A 23,454-nucleotide genomic window follows, 5' to 3' on the forward strand; every position below is an offset into this window, starting at 1 on the left:
GTCGACTGTCATGCCGCTTTCGCGAGCAAGCTCGCTCCCACAGGGGACTTTTATTGACCGCCAGTCTCCGCCCATCCCCGAACAATATGGGAGCGAGCTTGCTCGCGAAAGCGGCGTAACATTCAACAACGTCGTCGACTGTCGTACCGCTATCGCGAGCAAGCTCGCTCCCACATTGGGAATCAGCGCTGCATGACGCCCCGGACAGAGTCCGGGGCCATCACTGTCAGAGCTTGATCCAGGTCGACTTCAGCTCGGTGTATTTGTCGAACGCATGCAGCGACTTGTCGCGACCGTTGCCCGACTGCTTGAAGCCGCCGAACGGTGCGGTCATGTCGCCGCCGTCGTACTGGTTGACCCATACGCTGCCGGCACGCAGGGCCTTGGCGGTCAGGTGAGCCTTGGAGATGTCCTTGGTCCATACCGCTGCGGCCAAGCCATACGGCGTGTCGTTGGCGATCTCGATGGCCTGCTCGGCGGTGTCGAAGGCGATGACCGACAACACCGGGCCGAAGATCTCTTCCTGGGCGATTTTCATGGCGTTGCTCACACCGTCAAAAATCGTCGGCTCGACATACGTGCCGCCGGTTTCCTCAAGGATGCGCTTGCCACCGGCCACCAGTTTGGCGCCGTCGCTATGGCCAGCCTCGATGTAGGACAGCACGGTGTTCATCTGCTGGGTATCGACCAGGGCGCCGACGTTGGTGGCCGGGTCCAGGGGATTGCCCGGCTTCCAGCCCTTGAGCGCTTCGATCACCAGCGGCAGGAACGTGTCCTTGATGGAGCGTTCCACCAACAGCCGCGAGCCGGCGGTGCAGACTTCGCCCTGGTTGAAGGCGATGGCGCTGGCAGCGGATTCGGCGGCGGCTTGCAGGTCCGGGGCATCGGCGAACACGATATTCGGGCTCTTGCCGCCGGCTTCCAGCCAGATGCGCTTCATGTTGGATTCGCCGGAATAGATCATCAGTTGCTTGGCGATCTTGGTGGAACCGGTGAACACCAGCGTATCGACGTCCATATGCAGGGCCAGGGCCTTGCCGACGGTGTGGCCGTAGCCTGGCAACACGTTCAGCACGCCTTTCGGAATGCCGGCCTCGATCGCCAGCGCAGCGATACGGATGGCGGTCAACGGGGACTTTTCCGACGGCTTGAGCACCACCGAGTTACCGGTGGACAGCGCCGGGCCGAGCTTCCAGCAGGCCATCATCAACGGGAAGTTCCAGGGCACGATTGCCCCCACGACACCCACCGGCTCGCGGGTCACCAAGCCCAGTTGATCGTGCGGGGTGGCCGCCACTTCGTCGTAGAGCTTGTCGATGGCTTCACCGCTCCAGCTCAAGGCCTGGGCCGCGCCGGGTACGTCGATGTTCAGCGAATCACTGATCGGCTTGCCCATGTCCAGGGTTTCAAGCAGGGCCAGTTCTTCGGCATGCTGCTTGAGCAAGCCGGCGAAACGGATCATGGTGGTCTTGCGCTTGCTAGGCGCCAGGCGCGACCAGACGCCGGAGTTGAAGGTGGCGCGGGCATTTTCGACGGCACGCTGGGCGTCGGCCACGTCGCAGCTGGCGATCTTGCCCAGCAGGCGGCCATCGACCGGGCTGAGGCATTCGAACGTTTCGCCGGACACCGCATCGGTGTACTCGCCGTTGATGAAGGCGCGGCCTTCGATCTTCAGGTCGCGGGCGCGTTGTTCCCAATCGGTACGAGTCAGGGTGGTCATGCGTGTGTCCTCCTCTTATTGAGTACGAACGCCGCGCAATGCGCAGCGCTCAAAAGAATTCTGCCCGGCCAGCCTGTTTTCGGCGCTGTTTCGGCATAGGGCACCCGCCACCCTAAACCAGCGGCCGGTCATGTTTCAATATATTTGACACAACAGTGGCAAACGGCCTTGCGATGTTCGTTTTAATAAACATAGACTCGAGGCCTTCCAAGCGATCACTGGGGATCAACCGCATGAGCATTCAGGACATCGTCGACTTCAGCCAGACCAATACCACCGCCGAACGTTATCGCCCGGACCCGGCCAAGGTGTTCAAGGGCGATCCCGAGCAAACCGTGTTCAACCACTACAGCAGCCCCTGTGGGCAAATGAACGCGGGCGTATGGGAAGGCGCGGTCGGCCAATGGACAGTCAATTACACCGAGCATGAATACTGCGAGATCGTCCAGGGCGTTTCCGTACTGCGGGACAACGATGGCAACGCCAAGACCCTGCGAGCCGGCGACCGCTTCGTGATTCCGGCCGGGTTCAAGGGCACCTGGGAAGTGCTGGAACCGTGCCGCAAGATCTATGTGGTGTTTGAGGGGGCCATAGCCAAACCGTAAAGACAGTGACATTTAATCATTGGTCAATGGCCGCGGTGACGATTAAAACCTGTCGCAGGTACGCACAAATTATCGTCGCAGGGGACGCGCAGGATGCGCGACCAACCCGACCGGTGAGTGCCTTAACTTTTTAAATCTCAGCAAGGAAGCTAAAAATGCCTAATAAAAACGACACCGTTGTGGTGCCGATGCCCCTCGATCAGTGCGATATCGCTATCGCCCAGTACACCATTGGCCAAAAATATACCCCTGAGCTGCGTGAAGAGGTTCGCGCCCTGGCTAACGGGGCCCAGGTTCGCCCCGCAGGCCCAAGGCACCCTATAACCTACGATCGGAGCCCGCGACGCATCAATCTTGTAACTGATGCCGACGGGATTATCGTCGGCATTAAATGCGGTTGATCCACAAACCCCAAATGCAACAAAAAAGGCCCGTATCTCGCGATATGGGCCTTTTTCGTAAGAGGGAAAAATCAATTACTTGATTTTGCCTTCCTTGTAGATCACGTGCTTGCGAACAACCGGATCATATTTCTTGATCTCGATTTTGTCCGGGGTAGTACGCTTGTTCTTGTCGGTAGTGTAGAAGTGACCAGTACCGGCGCTCGAGATCAAACGAATCAATTCACGCATGATTAGCTCCCTTAAACCTTGCCATCGCGACGAAGTTCGGCCAGCACGACACTGATGCCACGCTTGTCGATGATACGCATGCCCTTGGCAGATACGCGCAGACGCACAAAACGTTTCTCTTCTTCAACCCAGAAGCGGTGATGCTGCAGGTTCGGCAGGAAACGACGACGGGTTTTGTTGTTTGCGTGGGAAATGTTATTCCCAGTCACCGGACCCTTACCGGTAACTTGACAGACTCTCGACATGCCTCAGCCCTCTAAAACCACATGCCCAACCCGGCATGGGTTGGCCGCTTAATCTCTCAGTCATTTGGCGCCAGGCGCCGCGTTTCTTTAAGGGTCTTACCGGCTACACCTACAGTGAAGGAACCGGGCCCCTAGAAAAGAGCGCTGCTTTATACCAGAAAGACCACAGAGCAACAACAGTCGATGTGATTTGTCTTCCTGGAGAAACCTCGGCTCACCGCCCCGGACGGCTGGGGCAGAGGCTGGCACGGCCCCTGACCGCTCGTCGCTGCATACAGGTTTTTTTCACGTGCGCCAGGTTTCGGCCCCCCATACCGTCGCCGCAGAGTGCCGGAAAATGCAAAAAGGGGATAGTCATTTGGCAGCGAGCCCACTAGGGTAGGCCTTTTCCAGACTGCACTCGCAGATGGGCCTTCGACTTGCACAGGAAACCGACCATGCGCCTCGCTGCCCTACCGTTGTTGCTCGCCCCTCTGCTGATCACCCCGCAGGCCTGGGCCGCCGCCCTGAGCGTCTGCACCGAAGCCAGCCCGGAAGGGTTCGATGTCGTCCAGTACAACTCCCTGACTACCACCAACGCTTCCGCCGACGTGCTGATGAACCGCCTGGTGGATTTCGATACCGCCAGCGGCAAAGTGGTCCCCAGCCTGGCCGAGCGCTGGGAAGTCTCTACCGATGGCCTGACCTACGTGTTCAAGCTGCGGCCACAGGTCAAATTCCATCACACCGATTACTTCACGCCGCGCCGCGACCTGACCGCCGAGGACGTGAAATTCAGCTTCGAGCGCATGCTCGACCCAGCGAACCCGTGGCACAAGGTTGCGCAAAGCGGTTTTCCCCACGCCCAGTCCATGCAATTGCCGGCGCTGATCAAGAAAATCGACGCCCTGGACCCGCTGACCGTGCGTTTCACCCTCGATCACGCCGACTCGACCTTCCTGGCAACGTTGAGCATGGGCTTTGCCTCCATCTATTCGGCCGAATACGCCGATCAACTGATGCAGGCCGGCACGCTGGAAAAACTCAATAACCAGCCGATCGGCACCGGCCCGTTCATCTTCAGCCGGTTCCAGAAGGACGCCTCGATCCGCTACAAGGCCAACGACGCCTATTTCGGCGGCAAGCCCAAAGTGGACCCGCTGGTCTTCGCCATCACGCCCGATGCGAATGTGCGCCTGCAGAAACTGCGCCGCAACGAATGCCAGATCGCCCTGTCGCCCAAGCCGCTGGACGTGCAGGCCGCCCGCCAGGAATCGACCTTGAGCGTGGCCCAGACCGAGGCCTTCATGACCGCGTTCGTGGCGATCAACAGCCAGCATCCGCCACTGGACAAGCCAGAGGTGCGACAAGCCATCAATCTGGCCTTCGACAAAGCCAGCTACCTCAAGACCGTCTTCGAAGGCACCGCCGAAGCCGCCAACGGCCCCTACCCGCCCAACACCTGGAGCTATGCCAAAAGCCTGCCCGGCTACGCCCACGACCCGGCGAAGGCCCGCGATCTGCTGGCCAAGGCCGGCTTGAAGGAAGGCTTCCAGACCACCATCTGGACCCGCCCTTCCGGCAGCCTGCTCAACCCCAACCCCAGCGTTGGCGCCCAGCTGCTGCAATCCGACCTGGCGCAGGTCGGCATCCAGGCGGAAATCCGCGTGATCGAATGGGGCGAACTGATCCGCCGCGCCAAGGCCGGCGAACATGACCTGCTGTTCATGGGCTGGGCCGGCGACAACGGCGACCCGGACAACTTCCTCACACCGCAGTTTTCCTGCGCGGCGCTCAAGTCCGGCACCAACTTCGCCCGCTACTGCAACCCGGATCTGGACAAACTGATCAGCGCCGGCAAAACCACCAGCGAACAAGGCGTGCGTGCCAAGCTCTACGAGCAGGCCCAGGCACAGATCCAGCAGCAGGCGCTGTGGCTGCCCCTGGCGCACCCTACCGCCTTCGCGCTGACCCGCAAGGATGTGCAGGGTTATGCGGTGAGCCCTTTTGGGCGGCAGGATTACTCCAAGGTCAGCCTCAAGTAACCCCGCCACAGCAAACCCTGTGGGAGCGAGCTTGCTCGCGATGGCGGCGCGTTAACATCGATGTTGACTGACCGACCGCTATCGCGTGCAAGCTCGCTCCCACAAAAAACCTCGTATCGTCAGATCGCGCCTACATCCAGCCATACTCCGCCATCGACAGCGGCTCGCCATCGCCAACAATGAAATGGTCCAGTACCCGCACGTCGATCAGCTCCAGGGCCTCTTGGAGCCGCTCGGTGAGCACCCGGTCGGCCTGGCTGGGCTCGGTGTTGCCGGAAGGATGGTTGTGGCACAGGATCAACGCAGCGGCGTTGTGGGCCAGCGCGCGCTTGACCACCTGCCGGGGATGGACACTGGCGCTGTCGATAGAACCGCGGAACAGCGCCTCGAAGGTCAGTACCTGATGCTTGGAGTTGAGAAACAGGCAACCGAACACCTCGTGGGGTTCGTGACGCAACATGGACTTCAGGTATTCACGAACCGCGAACGGGCTTTCCAGCATGGTCTTTTCCCGCGCCCGCTCAGCCAAATGCCGCCGACTCATTTCCTGAGCCGCCTGCAGTTGGGCAAACTTCGCCGGCCCGAGCCCCACTTGATTACTGAATGTGATCTGATCCGCTTCAAGCAGCGCGCGCAGGCTGCCAAATTGAATCAACAGTTGTCGCGCCAGATCCACCGCGCTTTTGCCGGACACGCCGGTTCGTAAAAAAATCGCCAGCAGTTCGGCGTCCGAAAGACTCCCCGCCCCCAGCGCCAGTAACCTCTCCCGCGGCCGCTCGGCCGCAGGCCAATCGCGAATACTCATGGCATCTCCCTGATTGTGGGCGCCGCTGTTCCGTAGCGGTCGCTGTGATATCGTAGCCCATCTTTTTTGCAGGCGATTTGCACCCTGGCAACTGCTGCCAAGGGGTTCGCCTTGCACTGACCACTGAAATCGAAAGGCAGGCCTATGCAGCGGCTGTATCGGAAACGCATCGTTCTGGGCGTCGGCGGCGGCATTGCCGCCTACAAGAGCGCCGAGCTGGTTCGCCGACTCATCGACCAAGGCGCGGAAGTACGGGTCGTCATGACCCGTGGCGGCAGCGAGTTCATTACCCCTCTGACCATGCAAGCCCTGTCCGGGCACCCGGTCCACCTGGACTTGCTCGACCCGGCGGCCGAAGCCGCCATGGGCCATATCGAACTGGCCAAATGGGCCGACCTGGTGCTGATCGCCCCGGCCACGGCTGACCTGATCGCCCGCCTGGCCCAGGGTATTGCCGATGATTTGCTGACCACCCTGGTGCTCGCCACCGACGCCGTGGTCGCCGTCGCACCGGCCATGAACCAGGCCATGTGGCGCGACCCAGCCACCCAGGCCAACCTGCAATTGCTGGAGAGCCGCGCCCTGAAAGTCTTCGGCCCAGCCTCCGGCAGCCAGGCCTGCGGCGATGTCGGCATGGGGCGCATGCTCGAAGCCACGGACTTGGCCCAGTGCGCTGCCGACTGCTTCCAGCGTCAGGCCCTGACAGGCAAGCACGTGCTGATCACCGCCGGGCCGACCCAGGAAAACATCGACCCGGTGCGCTACATCACCAACCACAGCTCCGGGAAAATGGGTTTCGCCCTGGCCGAAGCGGCGGTGGAAGCTGGCGCCCGGGTGACGCTGATCACCGGCCCCGTGCACCTGCCGACCCCGGATCGGGTCACCCGCATCGACGTGGTCAGCGCCCGGGACATGCTCGCGGCCTGCGAAGCCGCCATCCCCTGCGACCTATTCATCGCCTCGGCGGCGGTAGCGGACTACCGCCCCGAAGTTGTTGCCCCGCAAAAATTGAAGAAAGACCCTACAAGCGGTGACGGCCTGCTACTGCAAATGGTGCGCAACCCCGACATCCTGGCCAGCATCGCCACCCGCCCCGACCGTCCGTTCAGTGTCGGCTTCGCCGCCGAGACCGAACACCTGCTCGATTACGCCGCGCGCAAACTCAAGGACAAGAATCTGGACTTGATCGTCGCCAACGACGTCGCCAATCCGAGCATCGGCTTCAACAGCGAAGAAAACGCCTGCAGCGTGATCGACCGCCAGTTGCACGCCACGCTTTTCGCCCAGACCAGCAAGAGCAAGATTGCCCGTCAGCTGATCACTTTTATCGCCGAACGTCTGAACCAGGTTTAATGTCATGCACGCCCTACAAGCCAAGATCCTCGACCCACGCATCGGTAGCGAATTCCCGCTGCCGCAATACGCCACACCGGGCTCCGCCGGCCTCGACCTGCGGGCGATGCTCAAGCAGGACACGATTCTGGAACCAGGCCAGACCCTGCTGATTCCTACCGGTCTGTCGGTGTATATCGGCGACCCGGGCCTAGCCGCGCTGATCCTGCCGCGCTCGGGCTTGGGCCACAAGCACGGCATCGTGCTGGGCAACCTGGTGGGCCTGATCGATTCCGACTACCAGGGCGAATTGATGGTGTCGTGCTGGAACCGCGGCCAAACGGCCTTCAACATTGCCGTGGGCGAGCGCATCGCGCAGTTGGTACTGGTGCCGGTGGTCCAGGCCCACTTCGAACTGGTCGAGGAATTCGACAAGAGCCAGCGCGGCGCCGGTGGTTTCGGGCATTCCGGCAGCCATTGACCGTGGGGTTCCAGGCCGGGCGTCCTGCCCGGCCCGTTTATTAAGCTTCTGTTTCAGGACAAAAAATGCGCAATGGCTTTCTGCTAGGTTTCCCATCCGGAATCAACGTATTAGGCGAGGAAGGTCGGGGTAACGCTGTCTCATGGCAATTTCCCACCACGAACTCTCTGTCAAAAACGCCGTCATACCCTTCAGCTTGAGCCTGCCGACGCCCAGTGTCGGCCTGTCCAGTCACTTTCCTGATAGAGCGCCCCGCCCATGAACACCCCAGCCGCAATCGCCCCGATCTTCCCTGATAGCATCTTCCGCGCCTACGACATCCGTGGTGTGGTACCGGAAACCCTCACCGCCGAAACCGCCTACTGGATCGGTCGCGCCATTGGCTCCCAAAGCCTGGCCCAGGGTGAACCGAACGTGTGCGTCGGTCGCGACGGCCGCTTGTCCGGCCCCGAGCTGGTCGAACAATTGATCAAAGGCGTCGCCGACAGCGGCTGCCACGTCAGCGACGTGGGCCTGGTTCCGACGCCAGCGCTGTACTACGCCGCCAACGTGCTGGCCGGCAAATCCGGGGTCATGCTCACCGGCAGCCACAACCCGTCGAACTACAACGGCTTCAAGATCGTCATCGCAGGCGACACCCTCGCCAACGAGCAGATCCAGGCCCTGCACACCCGCCTCAAGACCAATGACCTGAGCAGCGGTCAGGGCAGCGTGACCAAGGTCGACATCCTCGAGCGCTACAACGACGAGATCGTCAAGGATGTGAAGCTCGCCCGACGCCTGAAAGTGGTGGTCGACTGCGGCAACGGCGCGGCCGGCGTGATCGCTCCGCAACTGATCGAAGCCCTGAACTGCGAAGTCATCCCACTGTTCTGCGACGTGGACGGCAACTTCCCCAACCACCACCCGGACCCGGGCAAACTGGAAAACCTGCAAGACCTGATCGCCAAGGTCAAGGAAACCAACGCCGACCTGGGCCTAGCCTTCGACGGCGACGGCGACCGCGTCGGCGTGGTGACCAATACCGGCAGCGTGGTGTTCCCCGACCGCCTGTTGATGCTGTTCGCTCGTGACGTGGTGGCGCGCAATCCGAATGCCGAAATCATCTTCGACGTTAAGTGCACCCGTCGCCTGGTCCCGCTGATCAAGGAATATGGCGGTCGCCCGCTGATGTGGAAAACCGGTCATTCGTTGATCAAGAAAAAAATGAAACAGAGCGGCGCCCTGCTGGCCGGTGAAATGAGTGGCCACATCTTCTTCAAGGAGCGCTGGTTCGGTTTCGACGACGGTATCTACAGCGCCGCGCGCCTGCTGGAGATCCTCAGCAAGGAAAAATCCACGGCCGAAGAACTGTTCGCAACCTTCCCGAACGATATTTCTACGCCGGAAATCAATATCCATGTGACCGAAGAGAGCAAATTCAGCATCATTGATGCACTGCACGACGCCCAGTGGGGCGAAGGCGCCGAACTGACCACCATCGACGGTGTACGGGTCGACTACCCACAAGGCTGGGGCCTGGTCCGCGCGTCCAATACCACGCCGGTGCTGGTGCTGCGTTTCGAGGCCGACAACGAAGCCGAACTGCAGCGCATCAAGGACGTGTTCCACACCCAACTCAAACGTGTTGCACCCGATCTCCAACTACCGTTTTGATTTTTTGAAGCACTACCGGAGCCCTGAATGACCCTCGAACGCGAAGCCGCCGCCAACACCGCCAAGGTCCTGTCCGAAGCGTTGCCTTATATCCGACGCTACGTCGGCAAGACCCTGGTGATCAAATACGGCGGCAACGCGATGGAAAGCGAGGAGCTGAAAACCGGCTTCGCCCGCGACATCGTGCTGATGAAGGCCGTGGGCATCAACCCGGTGGTGGTCCACGGCGGCGGTCCGCAAATCGGCGACCTGCTCAAGCGCCTTTCGATCGAGAGTCACTTCATCGATGGCATGCGCGTGACTGACGCGCAGACCATGGATGTGGTGGAAATGGTCCTCGGCGGCCAGGTCAACAAGGACATCGTCAACCTGATCAACCGCCATGGCGGCAGCGCCATTGGCCTGACGGGCAAGGACGCCGAGCTGATCCGGGCGAAGAAACTCACCGTCACCCGCCAGACGCCGGAGATGACCCAGCCGGAAATCATCGACATCGGTCATGTGGGCGAAGTGGTCGGCATCAACACCGACCTGCTGAACCTGCTGGTCAAGGGCGACTTCATCCCGGTGATCGCGCCCATCGGCGTGGGCGCCAACGGCGAGTCGTACAACATCAACGCCGACCTGGTGGCCGGCAAGGTGGCCGAAGCACTGAAAGCTGAAAAGCTGATGCTGCTGACCAACATCGCCGGTCTGATGGACAAGACCGGCAAGGTCCTGACCGGGTTGTCGACCCAGCAGGTCGACGACCTGATCGCCGATGGCACCATCTACGGCGGCATGCTGCCGAAGATTCGTTGCGCGCTGGAAGCGGTACAGGGCGGCGTCGGCAGCTCGCTGATCATCGACGGCCGGGTACCGAACGCGATTCTGCTGGAGATCTTCACCGATACGGGTGTGGGTACGTTGATCAGTAATCGCAAGCGTCCTTAAGCGATACCGGTAAAAAAAGACCCCGCTCAACCTGGTTGAGCGGGGTCTTTTTTGGCACTGATTACTAGTGAAGGCAGACTTATGTGGGAGCGGGCTTGCTCGCGAAAGCGGTGGGTCAGACAAACACAATGTCGGATGTGCCGCCGCATTCGCTAGCAAGCCCGCTCCCACAGGGGTTTAGCGCAAGCCAATCAAACGCCAAACTGCGCGCGATAAGCCTCAACCGCCGGCAAATGCTGCTTGAGCTGCGGGTCGTCGGCCAAAAACTCCAGCACCTGGTTCAGCGACACGATGCTGATCACCGGAATGCCAAAGTCGCGCTCCACTTCCTGGATCGCCGACAACTCACCGTTGCCGCGCTCCTGACGGTTCAGGGCGATCAGCACGCCGGCTGCCTTGGCGCCTTCCTGGGAAGCGATGATCTGCATCACTTCGCGAATGGCGGTGCCGGCGGTGATCACGTCGTCGATGATCAATACATCGCCGGTCAGCGGCGCGCCGACCAGGCTGCCGCCTTCGCCGTGGGCCTTGGCTTCCTTGCGGTTGAAGCACCAGGGCAGGTCGCGGTCGTGGTGCTCGGCCAAGGCGACCGCAGTGGTGGCGGCCAGCGGGATGCCTTTGTAGGCCGGGCCGAACAGCACGTCGAACGGAATGCCGCTCTCGACGATGGCTGCCGCGTAGAACCGCCCCAACTGCGCCAGGGCGGTTCCGCTGTTGAACAGGCCCGCATTGAAGAAGTACGGGCTGGTGCGACCGGACTTGAGGGTGAACTCACCGAAGCGCAAAACGCCGCGATCGATGGCAAAACGAATGAAATCGCGCTGATACGCCTGCATGAAAAAAGCCCCAAATACCACGGATTTAGCTAAATAGGTACACGCCGTGTATCATACACGCACGTGATTTTTGGGGCCATTTATGCGGATCATCAGTGTGAACGTCAATGGTATTCAGGCTGCAGTGGAGCGTGGTTTGCTCAGTTGGCTGCAAGCACAGAATGCCGACGTCATCTGCCTGCAGGACACCCGCGCCTCCGCCTTTGAACTGGACGATGCAGCCTTCCAACTGGATGGTTACTTCCTTTACGCCTGCGATGCCGAAGTCCCCGCCCAGGGTGGCGTGGCTTTGTACTCGCGGCTGCAACCGAAGGCTGTCATCAACGGTCTCGGTTTCGAGACGGCGGACCGCTACGGGCGCTACCTGCAAGCCGATTTCGACAAGGTCAGCATCGCGACCTTACTGCTCCCTTCGGGGCAGAACGGCGATGAAGATTTGAATCAGAAATTCAAGTTAATGGACGACTTCGCCCGTTATCTGGATAAACAGCGACGCAAACGTCGCGAGTACATTTATTGTGGCTCGCTGTACGTGGCGCAACAGAAGCTGGATATCAAGAACTGGCGCGACAGCCAACAATCCCCGGGTTTCCTGGCGCCGGAACGGGCCTGGATGGACGAGATCATTGGCAACATGGGTTATGTCGATGCCCTGCGCGAAGTCAGTCGTGAGGGCGATCAGTACAGTTGGTGGCCAGACAATGAACAGGCCGAGATGCTCAACCTCGGCTGGCGTTTTGATTATCAGCTACTGACGCCCGGCCTGCGCCGCTTCGTACGCAGCGCCCGCCTGCCGCGCCAGCCACGGTTCTCGCAGCATGCGCCGTTGATCGTGGATTACGACTGGACGCTGACGATCTGAGTGTCGTTTCGCAGCCACAAAAAAACCGACAGAGATGTCGGTTTTTTTGTGGCCACTGAAAATCAACTGTGGGAGCGAGCTTGCTCGCGATGACGGTGAATCAGTCAACATCAATGCTGAATGACACATCGCCATCGCGAGCAAGCTCGCTCCCACAGGGAAAGGCGCCAGCTGATCGTTATTTGACCAACCGCCAGGTAAACGGATACCGATACGGCTGCCCTTCATTCGCCTTCACGCCGCCAATGATGGTCAGCACCAGAGCACCAATGGCCACCAGGCCGAACAGGAAGAAGCCAATCACCACGATCATCAGCAGCAGGCAGATGGCCGAAGCAATCGCCACGGTGATCTGGAAGTTCAGCGCTTCCTTGCCCTGGGCATCGATGAACGGGTCGGATTCACGCTTGAGCTGCCAAAGCACCAACGGCCCGATCAGCGTGCCAAACGGAATCCAGATCCCCAACAAGGCGGACAGGTGACAAAACATCGCCCATTGACGCGCCTCTTTGCTCGGCTGGGGCAGCAGGATTTGCTCATCACTCATGACGCTCTCCTTGTTGTCTTGAAGCGGGAATCGATCAGTCGGCCAACGCGGCCTTTTGCAATTCGAAGATCTCGTTCATGCCTTTCTTCGCCAACTCCAGCATAGCGTTCAAATCTTCCGGCTGGAACGGCGCGCCTTCGGCGGTACCCTGGACTTCGATGAAACCGCCGGCGCTGGTCATGACTACGTTCAGGTCGGTCTCGGCGGCAGAGTCTTCGAGGTAGTCCAGATCCAGCACCGGCTCGCCTTGGTACATGCCCACGGACACAGCGGCGATCATTTGCTTGAGCGGGTCGCCGCCCTTGAGGCCGCCGCGCTTCTTGATCACTTTCAAGGCATCGACCAGCGCAACCATGGCCCCGGTGATGGAGGCCGTACGGGTGCCGCCATCGGCCTGGATCACGTCGCAATCGACATACAGCGTCACGTCGCCCAGCTTGGACATGTCCAGCGCAGCGCGCAGCGAACGACCGATCAGCCGTTGGATTTCCAGGGTACGACCGCCCTGCTTGCCACGGCTGGCCTCACGCTGGTTCCGCTCACCGGTGGCGCGCGGCAGCATGCCGTATTCAGCGGTCAGCCAGCCCTGGCCCTGGCCCTTGAGGAACCGTGGCACGCCGTTTTCAACGCTGACGGTGCAGATGACCTTGGTATCACCGAACTCGACCAGTACAGATCCCTCGGCGTGTTTGGTGTAGTTGCGGGTAATGCGGATCGAGCGAAGCTGATCGGCAGCGCGACCACTTGGACGTTTCATAGGGAACACCTGTACAGAGGACGGAAAACTGCCTGGCATTATAGAGCCGTGAACCGTCAGAGGGCAGTTAAAACGTCGCGCAGCGCTAAAAAGCTGGCGCGGGTGAGCACCCTCAAAGCCCCGGCCGACGGGCTGCGGCGCTTTGTTACCGGAGCTGTTTGGGCGCTTGCGCCCCACTGCGCTACAATCCTGCGCCTTTGCTGCCCTCGGGCTTTTATCTACAGATCCCAGGCCCACGACCACCGTCGTGCCGGCCTGCATTGCGAGGAACCTCCATGGTGCACAGCATGACCGCCTTCGCCCGCGTCGAAAAAGCCGGGGCCCAAGGCACGCTGAGCTGGGAACTGCGCTCGGTCAATAGCCGTTACCTGGAACCGCACCTGCGCCTGCCCGAGTCCTTCCGCGACCTGGAAGGCGGCGTGCGCGAAGCCCTGCGCCAGGGCCTGTCCCGGGGCAAGCTGGAATGCACCCTGCGTTTCACCGAAGAAAACACCGGCAAAGCCCTGCAAGTGGACCGCGAGCGCGCTGCGCAATTGGTCGCCGCCGCCGAAACCGTCGCCAGTCTGATCAAGAACCCCGCCGCCCTGAACCCGCTGGAAGTCCTGGCCTGGCCCGGCGTGCTGGTGGGTGACGCGAGCGACCCGCAAGCACTGAACGCCGAGGCGCTGGCGCTGTTCAACCAAGGCTTGCAAGAACTCAAGGCCGGTCGCGAGCGTGAAGGCGCGGAGCTGGCCCGGCTGATCAACGAGCGCCTGACCTCCATCGAAGAAGACGTCAGCACCCTGCGTGAGCTGGTCCCGCAAATGCTCGCCACCCAGCGCCAGAAAGTCCTCGACCGCTTCGCCGACATGAAGGCCGAGCTGGACCCGCAACGGCTGGAACAGGAAATGGTCATGCTCGCGCAAAAGAGCGACGTGGCCGAAGAACTGGATCGCCTGAGCACCCACATCATCGAAGTCCGCCGGGTGCTCAAGTCCGGCGGTGCGGCCGGTCGCCGCCTGGACTTCCTGATGCAGGAGCTCAACCGCGAAGCCAATACACTGGGCTCCAAAGCCTTCGACCCGCGCAGCACCCAGGCGGCGGTCAACCTCAAGGTGTTGATCGAACAAATGCGCGAACAAGTGCAGAACATTGAGTAAGGCTAACCCGACATGACCCACAGCACCGGCACTCTCTACATCATTTCCGCGCCCTCGGGCGCCGGCAAGACCAGCCTGGTCAAGGCCCTGATCGACGCCGAGCCGCAGATCCGCGTCTCGGTCTCGCACACCACCCGCGCCATGCGCCCGGGCGAAGTGAACGGCGTGAACTATCACTTCGTCGACCGCGAAGAATTCGTGAAGATGGCCGAACATGGCGACTTCCTGGAGCGCGCCGAAGTCTTCGGCAACCTCTACGGTACCTCGCAAAGCTATCTGCAGCAGACCCTCGACGAAGGCCATGACCTGATCCTGGAAATCGACTGGCAAGGCGCCGAGCAGGTGCGCAAGCTGATGCCCCAGGCCCGTTCGATCTTCATCCTGCCGCCGAGCCAGCAGGCGTTGCGCCAGCGCCTGACCAACCGTGGCCAGGACAGCGACGAAATCATCGAAGGCCGGATGCGTGAAGCGGTCAGCGAAATGAGCCACTACGTCGACTACGATTACCTGATCATCAACGACGATTTCGCCCACGCGCTGGACGATCTGAAGGCGATTTTCCGCGCCAGCCAGCTGCAGCAGAAACGCCAGCAGCAACGTTTCGGTAAATTATTGGCCGAATTGCTGGGCTGAACAGCCCTTCCCAAAACCGCTGCGACGGCTTTACATTGGTATTCGCAGCGCGCCGAGGGGTTTGGTTAAAAAATCAGCGCTTCCCTAAACGCTGGTGTTTTTTTAAACTGTCGAGTCCGCTCGCCCAACCGGGCAGCGCGCATATTGCATTCGCTCCGAGGAATACCATGGCCCGCGTAACCGTTGAAGACTGCCTAGAACACGTGGAAAACCGCTTTGAGCTGGTCATGCTCTCTACCAAGCGTGCCCGTCAACTGGCCACCGGCGGCAAAGAGCCATTGGTCCAGTGGGAAAACGACAAGCCTACCGTGGTAGCGCTGCGTGAAATCGCCGAGGGCCTGATGAGCTACGAGTTCATCGCCAACGCTGAAATCGTCGAGGACGAACCGCTGTTCGCAGCGTTCGAGGACGAGTCCAACGAGGCGGTCTAAGCCTATGCCTGGTCGACGTAGCACGGCGCGGGGTCACAGCAAACGGCAGGAGTCATCATCATGCCGAGCATAGACGCCCTCGCCGATCGCTTATCGGCCTACCTCGGCACGGACCAGGTCAATCTGGTCCGCCGAGCCTATTTCTACGCCGAACAAGCCCACGACGGCCAACGCCGCCGCAGCGGCGAGGCGTATGTCACGCACCCGCTTGCCGTGGCGAATATTCTTGCCGACATGCACATGGACCATCAGAGCCTGATGGCAGCGATGCTGCATGACGTGATCGAAGACACCGGCATTGCCAAGGAAGCGCTGCAAGCGCAGTTCGGCGAAACCGTGGCCGAACTGGTCGACGGGGTCAGCAAGCTGACCCAAATGAACTTCGAGACCAAGGCCGAGGCCCAGGCCGAGAACTTCCAGAAAATGGCCATGGCCATGGCCCGCGACATTCGCGTGATCCTGGTCAAGCTCGCCGACCGCCTGCACAACATGCGCACCCTGGAAGTGCTGTCCGGCGAAAAACGCCGGCGCATCGCCAAGGAAACCCTGGAAATCTACGCCCCCATCGCCAATCGCCTGGGCATGCACGCGATCCGCATCGAGTTCGAAGACCTCGGCTTCAAGGCCATGCACCCGATGCGTTCGGCGCGGATCAACCAGGCCGTCAAGCGCGCCCGGGGCAACCGCAAGGAAATCGTCAACAAGATCGAAGAGTCCCTGAGCCACTGCCTGGCCATCGACGGCATCGAAGGCGAAGTCAGCGGGCGGCAGAAACACCTCTACGGCATCTACAAGAAAATGCGCGGCAAGCGTCGGGCCTTCAACGAGATCATGGACGTCTACGCGTTCCGGATCATCGTCGACAAGGTCGACACCTGCTATCGCGTGCTGGGTGCTGTACATAATTTGTACAAACCGTTGCCAGGACGCTTCAAGGATTACATCGCGATCCCCAAGGCCAACGGCTACCAGTCGCTGCACACCACGTTGTTCGGCATGCACGGCGTCCCGATCGAAATCCAGATCCGCACCCGCGAAATGGAAGAGATGGCCAACAACGGCATCGCCGCCCATTGGCTCTACAAATCCAGCGGTGACGAACAACCCAAGAGCACCCACGCCCGCGCCCGGCAGTGGGTCAAGGGTGTGCTGGAAATGCAACAGCGCGCTGGCAATTCCCTGGAGTTCATCGAGAGCGTGAAGATCGACCTGTTCCCGGACGAGGTCTATGTCTTCACCCCCAAAGGCCGGATCATGGAGCTGCCCAAAGGCTCCACGGCCGTGGACTTTGCCTACGCGGTGCACACCGACGTCGGCAACAGTTGCATCGCGTGTCGGATCAACCGTCGCCTGGCACCGTTGTCCGAGCCGCTGCAAAGCGGCTCCACGGTGGAAATCGTCAGCGCCCCCGGCGCACGGCCCAATCCGGCATGGCTCAACTTCGTGGTCACCGGCAAGGCCCGTACGCACATCCGGCATGCCTTGAAACTGCAACGCCGCTCCGAATCCATCAGCCTCGGCGAACGCCTGCTGAACAAGGTCCTGAACGGCTTCGACAGCTCCCTGGACAAGATCCCGGGCGAGCGCGTGCAGGTGATGCTCCACGAATACCGCCTCGAATTGATCGAGGACCTGCTCGAAGACATCGGCCTGGGCAACCGCATGGCCTATGTCGTCGCCCGCCGCCTGCTCGGCGAAGGCGAACAACTGCCAAGCCCCGAAGGACCGCTGGCGATTCGCGGCACCGAAGGCCTGGTGCTCAGCTATGCCAAGTGTTGCACGCCGATCCCGGGCGACCCGATTGTCGGCCACCTGTCCGCCGGCAAGGGGATGGTGGTGCACCTGGACAACTGCCGCAACATCAGCGAAATCCGCCACAACCCGGAAAAATGCATCCAGCTCTCCTGGGCCAAGGATGTCACCGGCGAATTCAACGTCGAGCTGCGGGTCGAACTGGAGCACCAGCGCGGCCTGATCGCGCTGCTGGCCAGCAGCGTCAACGCCGCCGACGGCAATATCGAAAAAATCAGCATGGACGAGCGCGATGGCCGCATCAGCGTCGTCCAATTGGTGGTCAGCGTGCACGACCGTGTGCACCTGGCCCGCGTGATCAAGAAACTGCGCGCCCTGACCGGCGTTATCCGCATCACCCGCATGCGCGCATAGCGCCTCAATAGCCCATTCCTTACAAGGAGTCATCAATGACCAAGACCGTTATCACCAGCGACAAGGCCCCAGCCGCCATCGGCACCTATTCCCAGGCGATCAAGGCCGGCAACACCGTGTACATGTCGGGCCAGATCCCGCTGGACCCGAAGACCATGGAGCTGGTGGAAGGCTTCGAAGCCCAGACCGTGCAGGTGTTCGAAAACCTCAAGGCCGTGGCCGAGGCCGCCGGTGGTTCCTTCAAGGACATCGTCAAGCTGAACATCTTCCTCACCGACCTGAGCCACTTCGCCAAGGTCAACGAGATCATGGGCAAGTACTTCGACCAGCCTTACCCTGCCCGCGCCGCCATTGGCGTGGCAGCCCTGCCAAAGGGCTCGCAGGTTGAGATGGATGCCATTCTGGTCATCGAGTAATAAGGTCGGCGCAGCCTCCCCCGCTGCGCCGTTTTCGTCTTGAAAGGATTCCACCATGCGCAAAGCGCTTGCTTTCTCGCTGCTCGCCCTTTTTCTGGGCGGTTGCGCCAGCGACCCTGCCGACCGTGACATCAGCGGCACCTGGATCAACCAGGCGGCCATCGACGCTGCCGCCAAAGGCGGCCCGCTGCGCGAAGCGCTGCAAGGCTATGGCCCGAACCTGGAATGGGACATCAACACCCGAGCCGGCCAGGCGCGCTATACCAACGGTTTTGAAAACGTCGAAGGCAAGTTGCTGGGCGAAGAAGACGGCACCTGGAAAGTCGACTTCTACGGCAGCTCCGCCAGCGAGCTCAAGCGCGACGGCGACCAGTTGAGCCAGGCCGCCACCGAGAACGAGCCGCAGCAGGTGTTCGACCGTGCGAAAGTTCAGGTACCGGAGGGCGCGCCTATCGGCGCCAGCTTCGAACGCGCGCTGTATGCCGCCTACCTGGGCGGCACCTGGAACATCGCCAGCGGCCCCGGCCAGGGCGCCACCGTGCAATTCCAACCCGACGGCCAGGTCAGCGGCCTGCCGGGCGCCGACCGTTACGCCCTGTGCCTGGCAGGCGACTGCGCCTCGATGAGCGGCGGCAACGACAACATCTGGCTGCAACAGAACGGCCAGGGCAACACCTGGATCTTTGCCCGTGACGGCAAGAAGCTGGAGATTTTCCAGACCGTGAATGCGGCATTGGCCGATGAAATGCCTTCGTTCACGCCGGGTGCTCGGCAGTGGCTGCTGGAAAAGCAATAGCACAACACCCTGTGGGAGCGAGCTTGCTCGCGATAGCGGTGTAACAGCCAACCTTGATGTTGACTGTTAGGGCTTCATCGCGAGCAAGCTCGCTCCCACAGGTGTTTTGAGGCGATTGGAAGTCAGCAGCGCCCTTCCAGAATCGCCGCATACCCCTCGCGAAAACTCGGATAACGCGGCGACCAGCCCAGGGCCTTGGCCCGGGCGTTGCTGCAGCGTTTGCTGCCGGCGCGGCGGACGCTGGCGTTTTCGGCCCATTGGGTGACACCCAGGTAGTCGCGCAACCAGCCCACCACGTCGGCCAGCGCGGCAGGCGTGTCGTCGACGCCGATGTAGCAGTCTTCCAAGGGCTTGCCCTGGCGATCGGCTTCCAGCAGAAAGGCCAGCAGGCCCGCCGCGTCGTCGGCATGGATGCGGTTGGCATACAGGGGCGGATCCTCCACCACGCTGTAGCCCTGGCGCACCTGGCTTAGCAGCCACTCGCGACCCGGGCCGTAGATGCCGGTCAGGCGCACGCGGCTGGCGGGAATGCCACTGTCCAGGGCCACTTGTTCGGCTTCGAGCATCAGCCGGCCGGAGTAACCACCGGCCACGGTGGGTGAGGTTTCATCGACCCATTCCCCCGCTTGCTGCCCATACACACTGCTGCTGGACACAAACAGCAGGCGCTTGGGCCGCTGCCCGTGCTGCTGCAACCAGCTCAACACATGCTGCAGCCCTTCGACATAAGCCGTGCGATAGCCCGCTTCGTCATGGTCAGTGGCCGCAGCGCTGTACACCAAGTAATCCAACGAACCGGTGGGCCAATCGGCAGGGCACTGCTCGCTGAACAGATCCCCCGCCACCCCGATGACGCCGGCCGGCAGGCTCGAAACCGTACGCCGCAGGCCATGGACCTGCCAATGTGCGGCCAATAACTGACGAGCCAGGCGGCCGCCGATATCACCGCAGCCGGCGATCAAAACAGAAGGCGCGGACATCAAGAACTCCTCTGGCAAAGCCGCAGACTAGCCTCCGAGGGGGACGAGCGGCTAGCCATGGGACAAAAAAAGTAACTGTATTACTTTTGTTAACAAGAATTACTTGCAATAATGCCTGCCACTTTTGTTCTCGGCCCCACGAGGCCTGGAAGAACATCAACCTTCTTTTTTTCTCAGGTCCGGCCAGCATGAAACGCTCTCTATCCCCCGCTTCGCCAACCAACCGACCTCGTGCCTGGAGCACGGTAGCCGCCCTGCTGTTCAGCCTGCTGCTGGCACCTGCCGCCGCATTCGCTGATGCACAGACACCCGCCACGTCCCCAGCCACGACGCCAGCCGCCGCACCTGCAGCGACCCAGGCGCCTGTTGCCCCGGCCGCTCCCGTTGCGACGCCAGTCGCCACCGATCCGGCCCAAGCCGTCGAGGCCCAGGCGCCTGAAGCGCTCGAAGCCGACAACTCGCTGGGCATGGCCCACGACCTGTCGCCCTGGGGCATGTACAAGAACGCCGACATCATCGTGAAAATCGTGATGATCGGCCTGGCCATCGCCTCGATCATCACCTGGACCATCTGGATCGCCAAAGGCTTCGAGCTGCTGGGGGCCAAACGTCGCTTGCGCGGTGAAATCGCCGCCCTGAAAAAAGCCGCCACCCTCAAGGAAGCCAGCGCCACCGCCGCGAAGGAAGGCACCCTCGCCAACCTGCTGGTGCATGACGCACTCGAAGAGATGCGCCTGTCGGCCAACAGCCGCGAGAAAGAAGGCATCAAGGAACGTGTGAGTTTCCGCCTGGAGCGCCTGGTTGCCGCCTGCGGTCGCAACATGAGCAGCGGCACCGGCGTGCTCGCCACCATCGGTTCCACCGCACCGTTCGTCGGCCTGTTCGGCACCGTGTGGGGCATCATGAACAGCTTCATCGGCATCGCCAAGACCCAGACCACCAACCTCGCCGTCGTCGCTCCGGGCATCGCCGAAGCACTGCTGGCAACGGCACTGGGCCTGGTCGCGGCCATTCCAGCCGTCGTGATCTACAACGTCTTCGCCCGCTCCATTGCCGGCTACAAGGCCCAGGTTTCCGACGCGTCGGCTGAAGTCCTGCTGCTGGTCAGCCGTGACCTCGACCACCTGCCGTCCGAGCGCAGCTCGCAACCGCACATGGTGAAAGTGGGGTAATCGGCCATGGGCCTGCATTTGAAAGAAGGCGCAGACGACGATCTGGCCGAGAACCACGAAATCAACGTCACGCCGTTCATCGACGTGATGCTGGTGCTGTTGATCATCTTCATGGTGGCCGCCCCGCTGGCCACCGTGGACATCAAGGTCGACCTGCCAGCGTCGACGGCCAAGCCTTCGCCGCGGCCGGAAAAACCAGTGTTCCTCAGCGTCAAGGCCGACCAGCGCCTGTTTCTGGGTGAGGACGAGGTCAAGGCCGACACCCTCGGTGCGACCCTCGACGCCAAGACCCAGGGCAAGAAAGACACGACGATCTTCTTCCAGGCCGATAAAGGCGTGGACTACGGCGACCTGATGAGCGTGATGGACGCCCTGCGAAGCGCCGGCTACCTGAAGGTCGGTCTGGTCGGACTCGAGACGGCGCCCAAGAAATGATCACGACGCGCCAAAAGCTGACGCGTTACAGCGGTAGCCTTGTGGTGGTATTGGGCGTGCATGCGCTCGCCATCGCCCTGGCGCTGAACTGGACCTCGCGCGCGCCCATCGAATTGCCACCCCAGGCGATGATGGTCGAACTGGCGCCGGTGCCAGCCCCGCCACCGCCGGCACCGCCAAAAGTCGTCACACCGCCGCAACCGCCCGAGCCGGTCGAAGAGCTGCCGCTGCCCAAGCTTGCCGAAGCGCCGAAGCCGGAAATCGCCGTGCCCAAGCCGGTCAAGCCCAAGCCCAAGCCTCAACCGCCCAAACCCAAGCCCGTGGTCGAGAAAAAGCCGGAGCCGCCGAAGGAACAGCCGTCGGAGCAGAAACCGAGCGACACTCAGCCGACCCAGGCACCGACCGAGAAATCCGCGCAACCGGCGCCCGGCCCGTCACCTGCGCAAACGGCCGCCAAGGCCAATTGGCAGGGCACGCTGCTGGCGCACTTGGGCAAGTACAAGAAGTACCCGCCCAGAGCCCAGCAAATGAATAAGGAAGGCACCAACCGCTTGCGTTTCGTGGTGGATGCCGACGGCAACGTGCTGTCATTCGAATTGGTGGGCAGTTCCGGCACGGAGTTGCTGGACCGGGCCACCCTGGAAATGATCCGCCGCGCCCAACCGCTGCCCAAGCCACCGGCGGAGCTGCTGACCAACGGCACCATCGAACTGACGGCACCGTTTGTGTATTCCATCGACAAGCGCCGGCGTTGATCGCAAATCTGCAAGCCCCTGTAACAGGGTCTTCTTATTGTGTGGCGAGGGGATTTATCCCCTCGCCACACAAACATTCGACAGTGTCACACCGCGCCCCCAGTCTGATAACGTGCGTCTATCGATTGCAGCCGGTATGCTTGGCTCGCAACTTCACGGACGCTCGCCATGACCCTCACAGAATTACGCTACATCGTGACCCTCGCCCAAGAGCAGCATTTCGGCCATGCGGCCGAGCGTTGCCACGTCAGCCAGCCGACGCTGTCGGTGGGCGTGAAAAAACTTGAAGACGAACTCGGTGTGCTGATTTTCGAGCGCAGCAAAAGCGCCGTGCGCCTGACCCCGGTGGGTGAAGGTATCGTCGCCCAGGCACAAAAGGTCCTGGAACAGGCCCAAGGCATCCGTGAGTTGGCCCAGGCTGGCAAGAACCAACTGACCGCCCCGCTGAAAGTCGGCGCGATCTACACCGTCGGCCCATACCTGTTCCCGCACCTGATTCCGCAACTGCACCGGGTCGCCCCGCAGATGCCGTTGTACATCGAAGAAAACTTCACCCACGTGCTGCGCGACAAACTGCGCAACGGCGAGCTGGACGCGATCATCATCGCCCTGCCGTTCAACGAAGCCGACGTCCTGACCCTGCCGCTCTACGACGAACCCTTCTACGTCCTGATGCCGGCAGAGCACCCCTGGACTCAGAAAAAAACCATCGACGCGGCCCTGCTCAACGACAAGAGCCTGCTGCTGCTCGGCGAAGGCCATTGCTTCCGCGACCAGGTGCTCGAAGCCTGCCCGACCCTGACCAAGGGCAGCGAAGGGGCCAAGCACACCACGGTGGAATCCAGCTCCCTGGAAACCATTCGCCACATGGTCGCATCCGGCCTGGGCATCTCGATCCTGCCGCTGTCGGCGGTGGACAGCCACCATTATGCCCCCGGCGTGATCGAAGTCCGTCCGCTGACGCCGCCCGTGCCGTTCCGTACCGTCGCCATCGCCTGGCGCGCCAGTTTCCCACGGCCCAAGGCCATCGAAATCCTCGCCGACTCGATCCGCCTGTGCTCCGTGGCCAAGCCGCCCGCTGGCAAGTAAGCCGCTG

25 protein-coding genes and 1 pseudogene are annotated in these 23,454 nt (G+C 61.5%); 18 read left to right on the plus strand and 8 right to left on the minus strand.

Annotated elements, in window-relative coordinates; all coding sequences use genetic code 11:
• Nucleotides 1–226: 226 nt before the first annotated feature.
• Nucleotides 227–1,720: an aldehyde dehydrogenase gene (locus BT125_RS08535; RefSeq protein ID WP_072406074.1), complete on the minus strand. Its 1,494-nt coding sequence runs from the start codon at nucleotides 1,718–1,720 to the stop codon at nucleotides 227–229.
• A gap of 233 nt (nucleotides 1,721–1,953) precedes the next feature.
• Between BT125_RS08535 and BT125_RS08540 the strand changes: the two genes are divergently transcribed.
• Together BT125_RS08540 and BT125_RS08545 are read left to right on the plus strand one after the other, a co-directional pair.
• Nucleotides 1,954–2,325, plus strand: coding sequence for a cupin domain-containing protein (locus BT125_RS08540; RefSeq protein ID WP_072406076.1), 372 nt, complete (start codon nucleotides 1,954–1,956; stop codon nucleotides 2,323–2,325).
• Nucleotides 2,326–2,480: 155 nt separating this feature from the next.
• A complete protein-coding gene (locus tag BT125_RS08545) occupies nucleotides 2,481–2,726 on the plus strand; it encodes an I78 family peptidase inhibitor (RefSeq protein WP_256573738.1) in 246 nt (81 codons plus the stop codon).
• Nucleotides 2,727–2,801: 75 nt separating this feature from the next.
• Here BT125_RS08545 and rpmG read toward each other — a convergent pair whose 3' ends face one another.
• Nucleotides 2,802–2,957, minus strand: a complete 156-nt coding sequence (gene rpmG / locus BT125_RS08550) for a 50S ribosomal protein L33 (protein ID WP_003177274.1) — start codon at nucleotides 2,955–2,957, stop codon at nucleotides 2,802–2,804.
• 11 nt (nucleotides 2,958–2,968) lie between these two features.
• Nucleotides 2,969–3,202 carry a 50S ribosomal protein L28 gene (gene rpmB, locus BT125_RS08555; RefSeq protein ID WP_003177273.1) on the minus strand — a complete coding sequence of 78 codons (234 nt, stop codon included), beginning with the start codon at nucleotides 3,200–3,202 and terminating at the stop codon, nucleotides 2,969–2,971.
• 437 nt (nucleotides 3,203–3,639) lie between these two features.
• Between rpmB and BT125_RS08560 the strand changes: the two genes are divergently transcribed.
• A complete protein-coding gene (locus BT125_RS08560) occupies nucleotides 3,640–5,226 on the plus strand; it encodes an ABC transporter substrate-binding protein (protein WP_072406078.1) in 1,587 nt (528 codons plus the stop codon).
• Nucleotides 5,227–5,356: 130 nt separating this feature from the next.
• Here the strand turns inward: BT125_RS08560 and radC are convergent, their stop codons facing one another.
• Nucleotides 5,357–6,031: a RadC family protein gene (gene radC, locus BT125_RS08565; protein WP_072406080.1), complete on the minus strand. Its 675-nt coding sequence runs from the start codon at nucleotides 6,029–6,031 to the stop codon at nucleotides 5,357–5,359.
• A 144-nt stretch (nucleotides 6,032–6,175) separates the two neighbouring features.
• Here radC and coaBC point away from each other — a divergent pair, with 144 nt between their 5' ends.
• The 4 genes and pseudogenes from coaBC (at nucleotide 6,176) to argB (ending at nucleotide 10,433) form a co-directional block, all read left to right on the plus strand.
• Nucleotides 6,176–7,384, plus strand: coding sequence for a bifunctional phosphopantothenoylcysteine decarboxylase/phosphopantothenate--cysteine ligase CoaBC (gene coaBC / locus BT125_RS08570; protein ID WP_003206865.1), 1,209 nt, complete (start codon nucleotides 6,176–6,178; stop codon nucleotides 7,382–7,384).
• Nucleotides 7,385–7,388: 4 nt separating this feature from the next.
• Nucleotides 7,389–7,844 (plus strand): dUTP diphosphatase, encoded by a 456-nt coding sequence (gene dut, locus BT125_RS08575; protein ID WP_072406082.1) that lies wholly within the window; start codon nucleotides 7,389–7,391, stop codon nucleotides 7,842–7,844.
• Between the two features lie 252 nt (nucleotides 7,845–8,096).
• Nucleotides 8,097–9,500 (plus strand): annotated as a pseudogene (locus BT125_RS08580) (phosphomannomutase/phosphoglucomutase); the annotation flags it as partial.
• A 27-nt stretch (nucleotides 9,501–9,527) separates the two neighbouring features.
• On the plus strand, nucleotides 9,528–10,433 hold the full coding sequence (argB, locus tag BT125_RS08585; RefSeq protein WP_025216133.1) for an acetylglutamate kinase: 906 nt from the start codon (nucleotides 9,528–9,530) through the stop codon (nucleotides 10,431–10,433).
• Between the two features lie 191 nt (nucleotides 10,434–10,624).
• On the opposite strand, the gene pyrE is transcribed toward argB, so the two are convergent.
• Entirely contained in the window at nucleotides 10,625–11,269 is a 645-nt protein-coding gene (gene pyrE, locus BT125_RS08590) for an orotate phosphoribosyltransferase (protein WP_072406083.1), read from the minus strand.
• A gap of 82 nt (nucleotides 11,270–11,351) precedes the next feature.
• Between pyrE and BT125_RS08595 the strand changes: the two genes are divergently transcribed.
• Entirely contained in the window at nucleotides 11,352–12,131 is a 780-nt protein-coding gene (locus BT125_RS08595) for an exodeoxyribonuclease III (RefSeq protein ID WP_013694557.1), read from the plus strand.
• A 178-nt stretch (nucleotides 12,132–12,309) separates the two neighbouring features.
• Here BT125_RS08595 and BT125_RS08600 read toward each other — a convergent pair whose 3' ends face one another.
• The gene (locus BT125_RS08600) at nucleotides 12,310–12,678 is read right to left on the minus strand and encodes a DUF4870 domain-containing protein (RefSeq protein ID WP_060740057.1); all 369 of its coding nucleotides are present in this window, start codon (nucleotides 12,676–12,678) and stop codon (nucleotides 12,310–12,312) included.
• Nucleotides 12,679–12,712: 34 nt separating this feature from the next.
• Nucleotides 12,713–13,435 carry a ribonuclease PH gene (gene rph, locus BT125_RS08605; RefSeq protein ID WP_060740056.1) on the minus strand — a complete coding sequence of 241 codons (723 nt, stop codon included), beginning with the start codon at nucleotides 13,433–13,435 and terminating at the stop codon, nucleotides 12,713–12,715.
• Nucleotides 13,436–13,710: 275 nt separating this feature from the next.
• Between rph and BT125_RS08610 the strand changes: the two genes are divergently transcribed.
• From BT125_RS08610 to BT125_RS08635, 6 genes are all read left to right on the plus strand, one after another.
• The gene (locus BT125_RS08610) at nucleotides 13,711–14,574 is read left to right on the plus strand and encodes a YicC/YloC family endoribonuclease (protein ID WP_072406085.1); all 864 of its coding nucleotides are present in this window, start codon (nucleotides 13,711–13,713) and stop codon (nucleotides 14,572–14,574) included.
• 12 nt (nucleotides 14,575–14,586) lie between these two features.
• Nucleotides 14,587–15,207 carry a guanylate kinase gene (gmk, locus tag BT125_RS08615; protein ID WP_053126561.1) on the plus strand — a complete coding sequence of 207 codons (621 nt, stop codon included), beginning with the start codon at nucleotides 14,587–14,589 and terminating at the stop codon, nucleotides 15,205–15,207.
• Nucleotides 15,208–15,374: 167 nt separating this feature from the next.
• The gene (gene rpoZ / locus BT125_RS08620) at nucleotides 15,375–15,638 is read left to right on the plus strand and encodes a DNA-directed RNA polymerase subunit omega (protein WP_003177259.1); all 264 of its coding nucleotides are present in this window, start codon (nucleotides 15,375–15,377) and stop codon (nucleotides 15,636–15,638) included.
• Nucleotides 15,639–15,698: 60 nt separating this feature from the next.
• On the plus strand, nucleotides 15,699–17,804 hold the full coding sequence (gene spoT, locus BT125_RS08625; RefSeq protein ID WP_053126562.1) for a bifunctional GTP diphosphokinase/guanosine-3',5'-bis pyrophosphate 3'-pyrophosphohydrolase: 2,106 nt from the start codon (nucleotides 15,699–15,701) through the stop codon (nucleotides 17,802–17,804).
• 35 nt (nucleotides 17,805–17,839) lie between these two features.
• Nucleotides 17,840–18,220, plus strand: coding sequence for a RidA family protein (locus BT125_RS08630; protein ID WP_003229509.1), 381 nt, complete (start codon nucleotides 17,840–17,842; stop codon nucleotides 18,218–18,220).
• Between the two features lie 55 nt (nucleotides 18,221–18,275).
• Nucleotides 18,276–19,016 (plus strand): hypothetical protein, encoded by a 741-nt coding sequence (locus BT125_RS08635; RefSeq protein ID WP_072406087.1) that lies wholly within the window; start codon nucleotides 18,276–18,278, stop codon nucleotides 19,014–19,016.
• Between the two features lie 122 nt (nucleotides 19,017–19,138).
• Here BT125_RS08635 and BT125_RS08640 read toward each other — a convergent pair whose 3' ends face one another.
• Entirely contained in the window at nucleotides 19,139–19,996 is an 858-nt protein-coding gene (locus BT125_RS08640) for an SDR family oxidoreductase (protein WP_072406089.1), read from the minus strand.
• Between the two features lie 188 nt (nucleotides 19,997–20,184).
• Here BT125_RS08640 and exbB point away from each other — a divergent pair, with 188 nt between their 5' ends.
• The 4 genes from exbB to BT125_RS08660 all read left to right on the plus strand — a co-directional run bounded on the left by exbB (nucleotide 20,185) and on the right by BT125_RS08660 (nucleotide 23,447).
• Nucleotides 20,185–21,168 (plus strand): tonB-system energizer ExbB, encoded by a 984-nt coding sequence (gene exbB / locus BT125_RS08645; RefSeq protein ID WP_072406091.1) that lies wholly within the window; start codon nucleotides 20,185–20,187, stop codon nucleotides 21,166–21,168.
• A gap of 6 nt (nucleotides 21,169–21,174) precedes the next feature.
• Nucleotides 21,175–21,603 carry a TonB system transport protein ExbD gene (gene exbD / locus BT125_RS08650; protein WP_060740040.1) on the plus strand — a complete coding sequence of 143 codons (429 nt, stop codon included), beginning with the start codon at nucleotides 21,175–21,177 and terminating at the stop codon, nucleotides 21,601–21,603.
• The gene (locus BT125_RS08655; RefSeq protein ID WP_072406093.1) at nucleotides 21,600–22,358 is read left to right on the plus strand and encodes an energy transducer TonB; all 759 of its coding nucleotides are present in this window, start codon (nucleotides 21,600–21,602) and stop codon (nucleotides 22,356–22,358) included. The genes exbD and BT125_RS08655 overlap by 4 nt, the downstream gene beginning before the upstream one ends.
• 168 nt (nucleotides 22,359–22,526) lie before the next feature.
• On the plus strand, nucleotides 22,527–23,447 hold the full coding sequence (locus BT125_RS08660) for a hydrogen peroxide-inducible genes activator (RefSeq protein ID WP_072406095.1): 921 nt from the start codon (nucleotides 22,527–22,529) through the stop codon (nucleotides 23,445–23,447).
• The last annotated feature ends 7 nt before the right edge of the window (nucleotides 23,448–23,454 follow it).

The organism is Pseudomonas sp. NFACC04-2 (genome assembly GCF_900119265.1).
GTDB lineage: Bacteria > Pseudomonadota > Gammaproteobacteria > Pseudomonadales > Pseudomonadaceae > Aquipseudomonas > Aquipseudomonas fluorescens_AA.

Coding starts and splice junctions, on each gene's coding strand:
- BT125_RS08595 (WP_013694557.1), top strand. CDS start 11,352: ATGCGGATCATCAGTGTGAACGTCAATGGTATTCAGGCTGCAGTGGAG.
- BT125_RS08535 (WP_072406074.1), bottom strand. CDS start 1,720: ATGACCACCCTGACTCGTACCGATTGGGAACAACGCGCCCGCGACCTG.
- rpmG (WP_003177274.1), bottom strand. CDS start 2,957: ATGCGTGAATTGATTCGTTTGATCTCGAGCGCCGGTACTGGTCACTTC.
- argB (WP_025216133.1), top strand. CDS start 9,528: ATGACCCTCGAACGCGAAGCCGCCGCCAACACCGCCAAGGTCCTGTCC.
- BT125_RS08630 (WP_003229509.1), top strand. CDS start 17,840: ATGACCAAGACCGTTATCACCAGCGACAAGGCCCCAGCCGCCATCGGC.
- rpoZ (WP_003177259.1), top strand. CDS start 15,375: ATGGCCCGCGTAACCGTTGAAGACTGCCTAGAACACGTGGAAAACCGC.
- BT125_RS08545 (WP_256573738.1), top strand. CDS start 2,481: ATGCCTAATAAAAACGACACCGTTGTGGTGCCGATGCCCCTCGATCAG.
- BT125_RS08540 (WP_072406076.1), top strand. CDS start 1,954: ATGAGCATTCAGGACATCGTCGACTTCAGCCAGACCAATACCACCGCC.
- BT125_RS08560 (WP_072406078.1), top strand. CDS start 3,640: ATGCGCCTCGCTGCCCTACCGTTGTTGCTCGCCCCTCTGCTGATCACC.
- BT125_RS08660 (WP_072406095.1), top strand. CDS start 22,527: ATGACCCTCACAGAATTACGCTACATCGTGACCCTCGCCCAAGAGCAG.
- rph (WP_060740056.1), bottom strand. CDS start 13,435: ATGAAACGTCCAAGTGGTCGCGCTGCCGATCAGCTTCGCTCGATCCGC.
- exbD (WP_060740040.1), top strand. CDS start 21,175: ATGGGCCTGCATTTGAAAGAAGGCGCAGACGACGATCTGGCCGAGAAC.
- gmk (WP_053126561.1), top strand. CDS start 14,587: ATGACCCACAGCACCGGCACTCTCTACATCATTTCCGCGCCCTCGGGC.
- rpmB (WP_003177273.1), bottom strand. CDS start 3,202: ATGTCGAGAGTCTGTCAAGTTACCGGTAAGGGTCCGGTGACTGGGAAT.
- pyrE (WP_072406083.1), bottom strand. CDS start 11,269: ATGCAGGCGTATCAGCGCGATTTCATTCGTTTTGCCATCGATCGCGGC.
- BT125_RS08640 (WP_072406089.1), bottom strand. CDS start 19,996: ATGTCCGCGCCTTCTGTTTTGATCGCCGGCTGCGGTGATATCGGCGGC.
- coaBC (WP_003206865.1), top strand. CDS start 6,176: ATGCAGCGGCTGTATCGGAAACGCATCGTTCTGGGCGTCGGCGGCGGC.
- exbB (WP_072406091.1), top strand. CDS start 20,185: ATGAAACGCTCTCTATCCCCCGCTTCGCCAACCAACCGACCTCGTGCC.
- dut (WP_072406082.1), top strand. CDS start 7,389: ATGCACGCCCTACAAGCCAAGATCCTCGACCCACGCATCGGTAGCGAA.
- BT125_RS08635 (WP_072406087.1), top strand. CDS start 18,276: ATGCGCAAAGCGCTTGCTTTCTCGCTGCTCGCCCTTTTTCTGGGCGGT.
- BT125_RS08600 (WP_060740057.1), bottom strand. CDS start 12,678: ATGAGTGATGAGCAAATCCTGCTGCCCCAGCCGAGCAAAGAGGCGCGT.
- BT125_RS08610 (WP_072406085.1), top strand. CDS start 13,711: ATGGTGCACAGCATGACCGCCTTCGCCCGCGTCGAAAAAGCCGGGGCC.
- radC (WP_072406080.1), bottom strand. CDS start 6,031: ATGAGTATTCGCGATTGGCCTGCGGCCGAGCGGCCGCGGGAGAGGTTA.
- spoT (WP_053126562.1), top strand. CDS start 15,699: ATGCCGAGCATAGACGCCCTCGCCGATCGCTTATCGGCCTACCTCGGC.
- BT125_RS08655 (WP_072406093.1), top strand. CDS start 21,600: ATGATCACGACGCGCCAAAAGCTGACGCGTTACAGCGGTAGCCTTGTG.